This window comes from Kitasatospora sp. NPDC092948 (genome assembly GCF_044754805.1).
In the GTDB taxonomy this organism is placed as follows: domain Bacteria; phylum Actinomycetota; class Actinomycetes; order Streptomycetales; family Streptomycetaceae; genus Kitasatospora.
Map to the genome: position 1 here is coordinate 504,871 of NZ_JBIVPU010000001.1, position 11,701 is coordinate 516,571.

General features: G+C 73.3%; 12 protein-coding genes. 6 read left to right on the forward strand and 6 right to left on the reverse strand.

Annotated elements, in window-relative coordinates; translation table 11 throughout:
- Positions 1-22: 22 nt before the first annotated feature.
- Genes ACIQF6_RS01910 through ACIQF6_RS01920 form a run of 3 tightly spaced genes read left to right on the forward strand, consistent with a single transcriptional unit; the run spans position 23 to position 2,132 of the window.
- The gene (locus tag ACIQF6_RS01910; protein WP_400890073.1) at positions 23-379 is read left to right on the forward strand and encodes a DUF742 domain-containing protein; all 357 of its coding nucleotides are present in this window, start codon (positions 23-25) and stop codon (positions 377-379) included.
- A gap of 1 nt (position 380) precedes the next feature.
- A complete protein-coding gene (locus ACIQF6_RS01915; protein ID WP_400888870.1) occupies positions 381-944 on the forward strand; it encodes a GTP-binding protein in 564 nt (187 codons plus the stop codon).
- A gap of 54 nt (positions 945-998) precedes the next feature.
- A complete protein-coding gene (locus ACIQF6_RS01920) occupies positions 999-2,132 on the forward strand; it encodes an FAD-dependent monooxygenase (protein WP_400888872.1) in 1,134 nt (377 codons plus the stop codon).
- 69 nt (positions 2,133-2,201) lie between these two features.
- On the opposite strand, the gene ACIQF6_RS01925 is transcribed toward ACIQF6_RS01920, so the two are convergent.
- Genes ACIQF6_RS01925 through ACIQF6_RS01940 form a run of 4 tightly spaced genes read right to left on the reverse strand, consistent with a single transcriptional unit; the run spans position 2,202 to position 5,428 of the window.
- The gene (locus ACIQF6_RS01925; RefSeq protein ID WP_400888875.1) at positions 2,202-3,089 is read right to left on the reverse strand and encodes an SAM-dependent methyltransferase; all 888 of its coding nucleotides are present in this window, start codon (positions 3,087-3,089) and stop codon (positions 2,202-2,204) included.
- Entirely contained in the window at positions 3,086-3,742 is a 657-nt protein-coding gene (locus tag ACIQF6_RS01930; protein ID WP_400888878.1) for a cysteine hydrolase family protein, read from the reverse strand. The genes ACIQF6_RS01925 and ACIQF6_RS01930 overlap by 4 nt, the downstream gene beginning before the upstream one ends.
- On the reverse strand, positions 3,739-4,866 hold the full coding sequence (locus tag ACIQF6_RS01935) for an isocitrate/isopropylmalate family dehydrogenase (protein ID WP_400888881.1): 1,128 nt from the start codon (positions 4,864-4,866) through the stop codon (positions 3,739-3,741). The genes ACIQF6_RS01930 and ACIQF6_RS01935 overlap by 4 nt, the downstream gene beginning before the upstream one ends.
- A 28-nt stretch (positions 4,867-4,894) precedes the next feature.
- Positions 4,895-5,428: an EF-hand domain-containing protein gene (locus ACIQF6_RS01940; RefSeq protein WP_400888884.1), complete on the reverse strand. Its 534-nt coding sequence runs from the start codon at positions 5,426-5,428 to the stop codon at positions 4,895-4,897.
- 394 nt (positions 5,429-5,822) lie between these two features.
- Between ACIQF6_RS01940 and ACIQF6_RS01945 the strand changes: the two genes are divergently transcribed.
- The gene (locus ACIQF6_RS01945) at positions 5,823-7,259 is read left to right on the forward strand and encodes a glyceraldehyde-3-phosphate dehydrogenase (protein ID WP_400888887.1); all 1,437 of its coding nucleotides are present in this window, start codon (positions 5,823-5,825) and stop codon (positions 7,257-7,259) included.
- Between the two features lie 59 nt (positions 7,260-7,318).
- Here the strand turns inward: ACIQF6_RS01945 and ACIQF6_RS01950 are convergent, their stop codons facing one another.
- Positions 7,319-7,915, reverse strand: a complete 597-nt coding sequence (locus ACIQF6_RS01950) for a CGNR zinc finger domain-containing protein (protein WP_400888890.1) — start codon at positions 7,913-7,915, stop codon at positions 7,319-7,321.
- 137 nt (positions 7,916-8,052) lie between these two features.
- Between ACIQF6_RS01950 and ACIQF6_RS01955 the strand changes: the two genes are divergently transcribed.
- A complete protein-coding gene (locus tag ACIQF6_RS01955; RefSeq protein ID WP_400888893.1) occupies positions 8,053-8,808 on the forward strand; it encodes an MBL fold metallo-hydrolase in 756 nt (251 codons plus the stop codon).
- A gap of 36 nt (positions 8,809-8,844) precedes the next feature.
- Here the strand turns inward: ACIQF6_RS01955 and ACIQF6_RS01960 are convergent, their stop codons facing one another.
- A complete protein-coding gene (locus ACIQF6_RS01960; protein WP_400888896.1) occupies positions 8,845-9,390 on the reverse strand; it encodes a hypothetical protein in 546 nt (181 codons plus the stop codon).
- Positions 9,391-9,537: 147 nt separating this feature from the next.
- On the opposite strand from ACIQF6_RS01960, the gene ACIQF6_RS01965 reads away from it, so the two are divergent.
- Positions 9,538-11,700 (forward strand): DEAD/DEAH box helicase, encoded by a 2,163-nt coding sequence (locus ACIQF6_RS01965; protein WP_400890075.1) that lies wholly within the window; start codon positions 9,538-9,540, stop codon positions 11,698-11,700.
- Position 11,701 lies beyond the last annotated feature (1 nt).

An 11,701-nucleotide genomic window follows, 5' to 3' on the forward strand; every position in this document is an offset into this window, starting at 1 on the left:
GGATGACGACGGCGCGGAGAGCATGGTCCGCCCGTACACCATCACCAGCGGCCGCACCGCACCCGAGCGGGACGACTTCACCCTGATCACCCTGCTCACCGCCGTACCGGAGCCGGTCGACGCCTACGGCGCGCCGGTCCGGCCCGGCCGGCTCCAGCCCGAGCACCGGATGATCCTGGGCCGCTGCCGGACCCCCGCCGCCGTCGCCGAGGTCGCCGCCGACCTCGACCTGCCGGTCTCCGTGACCAAGATCCTGCTCGGCGACCTCGTCGAGCAGGGCCTCCTGACCGCCCGGGCCCCGATCTCGGTGGCCCGGGCCGCGGGCGGCGCCGACCGAGGCCTGCTGGCCGCTGTACGTGAGGGACTGAGGAGGCTTTGAGATGACGATCACCCAGGTGGGCGCCGCCGCGTGCAAGATCCTGGTCGCCGGCGGCTTCGGCGTCGGCAAGACCACCCTGGTCGGCGCGGTCAGCGAAGTCGCCCCGCTGCGCACCGAGGAGTACCTCACCACCGCCAGCGTCGGCGTGGACGACCTGGCCGGCGTCGACCAGAAGACCACCACCACCGTCGCCCTGGACTTCGGCCGCATCACCGTCAGCCCCGAGCTGGTGGTCTACCTGTTCGGCACGCCCGGCCAGGAACGCTTCTGGTTCATGTGGAACGACCTGGTCAACGGCGCGCTCGGCGGCGTGGTGATCGCCGACACCCGCCGGCTGGAGAGCAGCTTCGCGTCGATCGACTTCTTCGAGAGCCGCAAGATCCCGTTCGTGGTCGCCATCAACTGCTTCCACGGCGTCAACACCCGCACCGACGAGGAGATCCGGGCCGCGCTCGACCTCGACCCGCACGTCCCGATGCTGGTCGGCGACGTCCGTGAGCGGAGCTTCGGCCGGGACGCGCTGCTCGCCCTGGTCGACCACCTGATGGCGCTGCCGGTCGGCTGACCCGGCCGCCCGCCCGCCCGTTACGGCCCCATCCCGAACCCATCGGAGAAGACCATGGCAATACCCCTGCGCGTCCTCGTCCACGGCGGCGGCATCGGCGGACTCACCCTCGCCGTCGCGCTGGCCCGCCGCGGCCACAGCGTCGAGGTCGCCGAACTCCGCGAGCAGTTCGACGCCCTCGGCGTGGGCATCATCCAGCCCTCCAACGCCCTGCACGTGATGCGCGAACTCGGCATCCTGGAGGACTGCCTGGAGGTCGGCTACGAATGGGAGGTGCTGACCATCTGCGACCCGGCCGGCAACCCCCTGGCGAAGATCCCGCAGCCGCAGATGGACGGCGCCCCCGCCAACAACGGCATCCCCCGCCCGGCGCTCGCCCAGGTGCTCGGCCGGGCCGCCGCCGAGGCCGGTGCGACCGTCCGGTTCGGCACCACCATCGCCGACCTCACCGACGACGGCGACGGCGTCGACGTCACGCTGTCCGACGGCAGCACCGGCCGCTACGACCTGGTGGTCGGCTTCGACGGCATCGGCTCCCCGCTGCGCACCCGCCTGTACGGCGACCGCTTCCGCCCCGAGTACACCGGCTTCGCCAACTGGCGGGTCACCCTGCCCCGGCAGGCCGAGGTGCGGGGCGTGGTGATGAGCACCGGCAACGTGGCCGCGAAGGCGCTGCTCACCCCGATCACCGACGAGCTGATGTACCTGGGCTCGGTGTTCGCCGAGGCCGAGGACTTCCGCCCGGACCCGGAGCGCGCCCACGAGCAGCTCGCCGAGCGGCTGACCGACTTCACCGGCCCGGTCGCCGAGGCGCTCGCGCAGATCACCGACCCGGCCACCGTGGTCTACTCGCGGATCTCCCAGGTCACCGTGGACGCGCCCTGGCACGTCGGCCGGGTGGTGCTGGCCGGCGACGCCGCGCACGCCTCCACCCCGCACCTGGCGCAGGGCGCCGCGATGGCCGTCGAGGACGCCCTGGTGCTCGCCCAGGAACTGGACGCCGCCGCCGACGTGCCCGCCGCGCTCCGGGCCTGGGAGGACCGCCGCCGCCCGCGCGCGATGTTCGTCCAGTCGCTGTCCCGGGCCATCCTCAAGCAGGAGACCGGCACGCCCACCACGCCGGAGGAGGACGAACTCCTCAAGATCGGCATCCCCGGCGCCGCGCACGTCCTGGTGAAGCCCTACTGACCGTCCGCGCGTCCGCGCGTTCGTCAGGGAGCGGGGCCGGGCGGTGGACGCCCGGCCCCGCTCCCTTCGTCAGCGGCCCTTGACGCAGGTGATCCAGCGGTTCGCGGCGAGCGCGTCGTCGCGCTCCCGGCGCGGCGCCCGCGGCAGGCCCGCCCCGTGGTCGAACGGCGTCCGGACGGTGGTCGCCCAGCCGCGCGCGGCCAGGTGCGCCGCGGTGTCCGGGCGGGGGCCGGGGGCGAACAGCGCCAGCAGGTCCACGCCGATCCTGGTGCGGGCGGCCGTGTACACCGGGCTGGCCCGCACCTTCGCCACCTCCAGCCCGAGCTTGACCTCGTACGCCAGCGTGGAGCCCGGCGCGCTGAGCTCGTCCAGCGCGTCCGCCACCAGCACCTCGGCCTCCGCGGGCAGGTACAGGAACAGCCCCTCGGCGAGCCATGCCACCGGCTGCCGCGGGTCCAGCCCGGCGTCCGTCAGCGCCTGCGGCCACGGGCCGCGCAGATCCACCGGCACCGTCCGCCGGCAGGCCGTCGGGACGGCCTCCAGTTCGTCCAGCACCCGCTGCTTGAAGGCCAGCACCTCCGGCCGGTCCAGCTCCCACACGGTGGTGCCGGGCGGCCAGGGCAGGCGGTGCGCCCGCGAGTCCAGGCCCGCGCCGAGCAGCACCACCTGGCGTACCCCGGTCCGGACGGCCGTCAGCAGGTGGGTGTCCAACACCCGGGTGCGCAGCGCGAAGTAGGCCGCCAGCCTGCCCCACAGCGGGTCGCCCGGGGCGATCTCGTCGGGGTTCAGCGGCCAGTCGGCGCAGCCGGGGTCGGCCCGGACGAAGTGCTCGGCGAACGGGTCGACGGCCAGCGCGTCGGGCCGGCGGGCCTCCAGCGCGCGGGCGTGCGCGACCAGCAGGGCGGTGCGGCCGACGCCGGCGGTGACACCGGGGTCGTCCAGAACGGGGGCGGTCATCGGCACGACTGACCCACCCGGTCGGTCGCGGCGGCCGTCCCCGGCAGCTCCGGGAGAACGAAAGGCTGATCGTCGGCGAGGTCGGTGATCCGGGCGCCGTACACGCGGGCCATGAAACCCAGCACGTCCTGGTCGGTGAGGTGCAGCGCGGCGGTGCAGTCGCGCAGCACGGTGAGGTGGAAGCCGCGCTGGAACGCGGTGCGGGCGGTGGAGTCCACGCACACGTCGGCGAACAGGCCGGCCAGCACCAGGTGCTGGATGCCGCGGGCGCGCAGGTGCGGCTCGAACTCCGGGTCGAGGAAGGCGTCGAAGCAGGCCCGCTTGGTGAACACGGCCTCGCCGGGCCGGGGCACGGCGGCGTGGAACTCGGCGCCCCAGCTGCCCTCCAGGCACTTGGGACGCTTGCCGAGCGCGGCGTCGCGCCGCTGCCAGGCCGGGCCCTGGTGGGCCTCGTCGCCGAGGAAGCGGACGAACAGCACGTCGACGCCGAGCGCGCGGGCCCGGTCGACGGCGGTGGCGGTGTGCTCGGCGACGCGGGCCAGCCGCTCCGGGTCGCCGGGGAAGCGGGCGGCGGCGACCGGGCCCGCACAGAAGTCGTTCTGCAGGTCGACGACCACCAGGGCCGTCGCCGTCGCGGTGGTGCCGGTGCTCATCGGGCGCCCGCCCGTTCGCTGCCCGACCCGGCGACGACGCGGGCCGAGGACGACCTGGCGGCCGGCACGAACGGCTTTAATGCGACGGCGAGTTCGCCCAGCACCGCGTCCACCACCTGGGTGGTCCTGGCGGTGCCGCCGAGGTCGGGGGTGAGGATGCCGCGGGCCCGGACGGCGGCCAGCGCGGCCTCCACGGCGGCCTCGGCGCCCGGACACCCGGCGTGGCGTTCGGCGATCCGGGCGGCGGCCCGAACGGTGGCGACCGGGTTGACCAGATCGCGGCCCGCCAGGTCGTCGGCGGAGCCGTGCACGGTCTGGTACTCGGTGAGGCCGTGCAGGTCCGGATGGAGGTGCACGTTCTCGGTGCAACGATTCTCCTGCCGCTCCGAGCCGTACCGGTCGAGCAGCACCACGTGCATGATGTCGGCCCATTCGTTGCCCGCGACCAGCACGGTGCGGTCCTCGGGGCCGTGGGCGATCAGATTGCGGTTGACCGTGTCGGGCTGGAACAGCGCGATCTCCAGGCCGAGCTCGGTGGACAGCGCGGCGGCCCAGTCGTCCAGCGCCCCGTCCAGCAGGTGGAACTTGTACGCCATCTGGACCCGCGCGGGGCCCTCCGGCCACAGGTCGCGGGCCCGGCGGACCGCGTAGCGCACCACCTGCTCGGTGACGTCGCGGCTGAACTCCATGGTGCGCACCACCCGGCCCGGGGTGTGCTGGTTCTCGCCGGTGTAGAAGCCCTGGGCCTGGTCGCGGACCAGCAGCAGGCGGGCGCCGGCCGCGTCGAGCGGCTCGACCTTGACGGCGGCCAGGCGCTGGCGCACCAAGTACAGCGACTGGGCGTTGATCGCCGTGCGGAACACGGCCCGGACGCCGGCCGCAGCCTGCTCGCGGCAGAACTGCTCGTAGTGCGCGGCGTCCTGCGCGGTCAGACGGGTGATCTCGGCGGTGTCGGCGTACTCGGCGCGCAGCGAGACGTACGAGTGGTAGAGCCGCGGTGACCGCACCAACTCGGCCTCCACACCGTGCAGTCGGGTGATCCGGCGGAGCACCCGCTCGAAAACGGGGGCGAGGTCCGGTCCGGTGCCGCGGCCTACGGCCAGGGCAATGAGCGGTGCGGTCAAAACGGGCTCCTTACAACGGGTGGAGAGGTCAGACCCGAAGATTCGGGACCAGGTGGTCACCGGCGATGCCGACCTTCTCGGGCGAGTAGTAGTCGCGGATGCCCTGGGCCCATACCGCCACCGTGATCCGGTCGGTGGCGTCCGGCCCGAAGGCGTCGAACAGGGCCTCGATATTGGGCTTGTCGAAGCCGATCGCGGTCATCAGCGCGAGGAAGCGGGGCCGTTCGATCAGGCCGTCGCAGTCCGGGTCGCCGAGCGCGGCCAGCGCGTCGGCGAACACGGCGGCGGTGGCGCCGAACAGCTCCGGGTTGAGGACGAAGCCGCGGAACTCGGTGGGGGTGACCAACCCGTCACCGTTGACGTCCAGCGTCTTGGCCATCACCGCCCAGTAGTTGCTGATGCTGGCGGCCAGCGCCTGCCGGTCGGCCTCCGCTGAGTCCGTGGCGACCTCCAGGACGCGCTCGGTCATCAGGTCGAAGTCCTCGGCGTCGAGCACCCCGTTGCCATTGCTGTCGAACAGGGTGAACACCAGCGCGGCCCGCTGGTAGGCCAGGTGTGGCATGGACGGCCGTCCCTTCCTCGCGGCGGCCCGGCCTCGGACGGCCGGACCTGCACCCCGTGCCGGGCGGCCGCCCGGCCGGGGCTCCCACTCTCCTCCATCCCAGAGCCCCAAGTGGCCGAAAATGATGAGACATCACCCCGTGGGGTGATGAATTCGACGTGGGTGAGCTTGGTCACGCCCGGCCGGGCCCGGAATAGAGCTGACGTGGCGTCAGATTCGGTACCGAGCTGCACCGGAGCGGGCGGAGAGTGCCGGCGGTGTGGTCGCGATCACGTTCGAACGGGCTCCGTCCGGCACACCACTGCTGGTCAGCGAGGGGACCACCCCGTCGTCGACCGGTCTGCCGAAGCTAGCATGGGGGCGCCTAGCTCGGCCTACCCTCGAAAGTTGAATTGTGACTGTCAACGACGACGTGTTCACGGACTGGAAGAACCGCGAGGAGCTCGCGGAGTCGATGATCCCGATCATCGGGAGGCTGCACCGCGAGCGGGACGTCACCGTCCTGCTGCACAGCCGCTCCCTGGTGAACAAGTCGGTGGTCAGCATCCTGAAGACCCACCGCTTCGCCCGCCAGATAGCCGGCGAGGAGCTCTCGATCACCGAGACCTTCCCGTTCCTCCAGGCGCTCACCGCCCTCGACCTGGGCCCGTCCCAGATCGACCTGGGCCTGCTCGCCGCCGCGTACCGTGCGGACGACCGCGGCCTGAGCGTCGAAGAGTTCACCGCCGAGGCCGTCGCCGGCGCCACCGGCGAGAACAAGCTGGAGCGCCAGGCGCCCCGCGACGTGGTCCTGTACGGCTTCGGCCGGATCGGCCGCCTGCTGGCCCGCCTGCTGGTCGAGAAGGCCGGCGGCCTTCGCCTGCGCGCCATCGTGGTCCGCAGCGGCGGCCCGGACGACCTGGTGAAGCGCGCCTCGCTGCTGCGGCGCGACTCCATCCACGGCCAGTTCCAGGGCACCATCACCGTGGACGAGGACACCAACACGATCGTCGCCAACGGCAACGCGATCCAGGTGATCTACTCGAACGACCCCAGCGAGGTGGACTACACCGCGTACGGGATCGACAACGCGATCCTGATCGACAACACCGGCCGCTGGCGCGACCGCGAGGGCCTGTCGAAGCACCTGCGCCCCGGCGTCGCCAAGGTCGTGCTGACCGCCCCCGGCAAGGGCGACGTCCCGAACATCGTGCACGGCGTCAACCACGACACCATCAAGCCCGACGAGCAGATCATCTCCTGCGCGTCCTGCACCACCAACGCGATCGTCCCGCCGCTGAAGGCGATGGAGGACGAGTACGGCGTGCTGCGCGGCCACGTGGAGACCGTCCACTCGTTCACCAACGACCAGAACCTGCTGGACAACTACCACAAGGCCGACCGCCGCGGCCGTTCCGCGCCGCTCAACATGGTGATCACCGAGACCGGCGCCGCCTCCGCCGTCGCGAAGGCCCTGCCGGACCTCAAGGCGAAGATCACCGGCAGCTCGATCCGCGTCCCGGTGCCGGACGTCTCGATCGCCATCCTCAACCTGCAGCTGGCCCGCGAGACCACCCGTGAGGACGTTCTCGACCACCTGCGCGAGGTTTCGCTGACCTCCCCGCTGAAGCGGCAGATCGACTTCATCGACTCGCCCGACGCGGTCTCCAGCGACTTCATCGGCTCCCGCCACGCCTCCATCGTGGACGCGGGCGCGACCAAGGTCGAGGGCGACAACGCGATCCTCTACCTGTGGTACGACAACGAGTTCGGCTACTCCTGCCAGGTCGTCCGGGTCGTCCAGCACGTCTCCGGTGTCGAGTACCCGACCTTCCCCCGCCCGGTCGCGTAACGCATTTCGCTTCCTCGGGACCCCGTTCGGCCTTCACGGCCGGGCGGGGTTCCGCTTTTTCAACTCTCGTTCGCCGCACGCTTCCTGGCGTAGGCGCGGGCGGCGCGGACCCGGTCGCCGCAGCGGGTGGAGCACCAGTGCCGACCGGCGTGGGTGCGGACGAAGAACCGGGTGCACGGGGCGCCGCCGCAGGCCGCGAGCCGGGGGGCGTCCGGGCCGGTGAGCAACTCGGCGGCGTCGGCGGCGAGTCGGGCCATCGCATGGTCGGCGATCCGGTCGGCCGGGTGGGGGAGGGCGCGGTGCAGGCCGCGCTCGGCGTCCCAGTGCAGCAGTGGCGCGGACGGGGTGGCGGTCAGCGCGGCGTTGACGGCGGCCAGCGCGCCGGTGGGGGCGGGGCCGCCGGCGGTGTGGGCCGCCATCAACTCCCGCAGCTCTGCCCTGAGTCGATGGATGCGGTCGGTGCACGGCCGGTACACCCGGCCGCCGGCCGGGGCGAGGTCGTGCTCGACCAGCCAGCCGGTGGCCTGCTCCGGGGTGCCGATCAGGTCGAGCGGGCCGGTGGGCAGGGTGAGCAGCGAGTTGACGAAGTCCAGCGCCGGGTACTGCTCGGCGCCCGGGGCGGGGGACTGGGCGGTGGTGGCGCTGCGCTGACTCATGACCCTCATGGTAGAGGCCTCCGCCGCAGGTGAGGAGGGCCCTCCCGACTTCTTCTCACGTTGAAGCTTGCGGTTCTCCGTGATGCACCGTTAGATTCCTCTCACGGCAAACGTTCTTCTCTTCCGTGAGGTGTGTCATGGCTGCTGCTGTTACCCCCGTTCAGGTCTTCGGAGGCCCCACCGCGCTGATCGAGTACGGCGGCCTGCGCCTGCTCACCGACCCCACCTTCGACGCCGCCGGCGAATACCCGATCCCCCGCGGCGGCGCCCTGGTCAAGACCCACCCCGGCACCGTCGACCCCGCCGCCCTCGGCCCGATCGACGCCGTCCTGCTCTCCCACGACGAGCACCCCGACAACCTCGACCACAGCGGCCGAAAGTTCCTCGCCGACGTCCCCCTCACCCTCACCACCCGCGGCGGCGCGGAGCGGCTCGGCGGCACCGCGAAGGGCCTCGCCCCTTGGCAGAGCGTCGAGTTGACCACCCCCACCGGCGCCCCCGTCACCATCACCGCCGTCCCCGCCCAGCACGGCCCCGACGGCTGCGAGCCCGTCATCGGCGAGGTCATCGGGTTCGTCCTGACCGGCCCCGGCCTGCCCGTCGTCTACGTCTCCGGCGACAACGCCTCCCTCGACGTCGTCGGCCTCGTCGCCCAGCGCTACGCCCCCGTCGACACCGCCGTCCTCTTCGCCGGCGCAGCCCGCACCGGCCTCTTCGACAACGCCCTCCTCACCCTCGACAGCGCCCGCGCCGCCGAAGCCGCCCGCCTCCTCGGCGCCCGCCGGGTGGTCCCCGTCCACTTCGACAGCTGGGCCCACTTCACGGAGGGCCGCGAGCCGCTCGCTGCCGCCTTCACCGCCGCGGGCCTGTCCGACGTCCTCGACCTGGCCTGACACGCGGCGCTCCTCCGGCCGGCGGGCGGCGTGGCGTCACGGCTGCCCGCCGAGCCCCAACTTCCGCACGCCGAACGGGGAGAAGACCATGTGGGCGGCCCAGCCGTGGTGGACGACCGCGATCTGCGAAGGCACGGGCGTCACCGGGTAGCTGACGATGCCCCGCGACCAGTTCCTGAGCAGGCCCTCGGTGGTGTCGACCGCGGCGACCACCATCGTCACCTGCACCTCGCCGTCGCCCCACGTGTTCCACAGCGCCCACCCCTCCGGCCGGGCCTCGACCCCGAGCCGCGCACACGCCTCCTCGTAGGTCTCCGCCATGCCGTCCGGCATCGCCCCGGGGCGGAGGACCACCACCCCCGCGACCTTCAGATCGGGGCGGTCGCGTTCCTCGTCGAGGCAGCCGTCCCCGGGGAAGTGGTAGTGGCGAAGCCCCCGGGAGAGCGCAACCAGCGCCCGCTGCAAGGGCGTTCCGCTCTCGTCGCCGAGCCGGCCCTCGCTCCAGGCGGCGTCCGTCACCGCTCTGGCCAGCCGCTCGATCTCCCGCAGATGGTCGAGCTCGGAGAGTTCAGGTCGGGTCATGCCGGTCAGTCTCGCAACGGCGCCCGGCCGGGGCACCCGGTTTTCGTGCGCCGCGCCGCACCCGGGGCGCCGGTCGGCCCAGGTCCGGGTGACGGGCCCGGCTGCCAGAATGGCCGGGTTCGGCGGGTCGGGCGAGGAGGCGTGGCAGTGGGAAGCGGGCGGTGGGCCAGGGAGGTCGTGGGGCGGGCGGGGCGGCTGCGGGAGGCGGCCGCGGGGGTGGTGGCGGCGCGCGCCGGGGCCGTGGGGGCGGTGGTGGACGCCCATGCGGGGATCTACGGCGCGCTGGTGCGGGCCGAGCTGGAGGCGATACCGGTCGAGCGGCTGAAGGAGGTCACGGAGGGGCGGCTGCAGACCGGGGTGCTGGCGGGGGCGGGGTACCGGACGGTGGCGCAGGTGGCCGGGGTGAGCGCGCAGGAGCTGGTGCGGATTCCGGGCATCGGGGGGCCGACGGCGAGTCAGCTGGTGGGGGCGGCGCGGCAGATCGCCGAGGCGGTGGAGCGCAGCACGGCGGTGCGGATCGACCCCGCGCGGCCGGACGCGGAGAGCACGCAGCTGCTGGTCGCGCTGCACCGGCTGGTGGTGGCCGGCCCGGGCGCGCGCCGGGCGGCGCAGGAGGCGGCAGAGATCGAGCGGCAGCTCGCCGAGCCGTTGGCGGCGGCGCGGCCGGCCCGCGGGTGGGTGCGGGGAGTGCTGGCCGGGGCCGAGGGCAGGGAACAGGCGCGCCGGGCGGTCGAGTCGCTGGAGAAGCAGCTGGCGTCCGCGGAGGCCGACGGAGTCCCGCTGCGGCTGGCCCAGGCCGGGGCCGACCTGCTGCGGCCCGGGGCGGGAGAGGTCGAGGTCTGGGTCGAGTTCGAGCACCGGGCCGCCGAGTTCTACGCCGAGTTGGCGCTGCTCGAAGAGGCGGGGACGCTCACCGGGGTCGACGGGGGCACCAGGGGCGCCGCCGAGGGGCACCTGCCGGACGGGCTGGCCGAGCAGGTGCGGGCCGAGCCGTTGGACGACCGGGGCTGCACCGTCTCGCTGCGCGGCTACCAGGCGTTCGGGGCCCGGTTCGCGCTGGCCCGGAAGCGGGTGATGATCGGCGACGAGATGGGGCTCGGGAAGACCGTGCAGGCGCTGGCGGTGCTGGCGCACCTCGCCTCGGCGGGGGAGCGGCACTTCCTGGTGGTCTGCCCGGCGTCCGTGCTGGTCAACTGGCAACGGGAGACGGCGAGTCGGACGACGCTGGCCGCGTACCGGTACCACGGCCAGGAACGGGAGACCGCCCGCGCGCAGTGGCTGGAGCAGGGCGGCGTGCTGGTGGCGACGTACGAGTCGCTGCGCACGCTGCCCGAGGATCCGGTTGCCGCGCTGGTGGTGGACGAGGCGCACTTCGTGAAGAACCCGGCCGCGCTGCGCACCCGGCTGGTCGCGGGGTGGGCCGGGCGTACCGAGCGGGTGCTGTTCCTGACGGGCACGCCGATGGAGAACCGGGTGGAGGAGTTCCGCACCCTGATCGGGCACCTCCAGCCGGAGCTGGTGAGCGAGCTGCCGGCCGGCCTCGGGGTGGCCGGATCGGTGGCGTTCCGGCGGGCCGTCGCGCCCGCGTACCTGCGCCGCAACCAGCAGGACGTGCTGACCGAACTGCCGGACGTGGTGCGGGTGGACGAGTGGGACGAGCTGTCCGGGCCGGACCGTGCGGCGTACGCGGCCGCGGTCGCGGAGGGCAACTTCATGGCGATGCGGCGTGCCGCGTACGCGGAGCCCGCGCACTCGGCGAAGCTGCGGCGGCTGCGCGAACTGGTCGCGGAGGCGGCCGACAGCGGGCACAAGGTGGTGGTGTTCTCGTACTTCCGGGAGGTGCTGGCCACCGTGGCGGACGCGCTGGGGGAGGCGGTGGCGGGAACGGTGAACGGGTCGCTGCCCGCCGAGGCCCGGCAGGAGCTGGTGGACGCGTTCGGCGCGGTGGACGGCCATGCGGTGCTGCTGTGCCAGATCCAGGCCGGCGGGTTCGGTCTCAACCTCCAGGCCGCGAACGTGGTGGTGCTGTGCGAGCCGCAGCTCAAGCCGACCCTGGAGGACCAGGCGGTGGCCCGGGCCCAGCGGATGGGTCAGATCCGCCGGGTCCGGGTGCACCGCCTGCTCGCTACGGACAGCCTGGACCGCGGCCTGGTGGAGCGGCTGCGCGGCAAGGCGGAGCTGTTCGACAGCTATGCGCGCCGCAGCGAGCTGGCCGAGTCGGCCCCCGAGGCGGTGGACATCTCCGATCGCGCACTCGCCGTACGGATCGTGGAGGACGAACAACTGCGGCTGGCAGCAGTGCAGTTGTAGG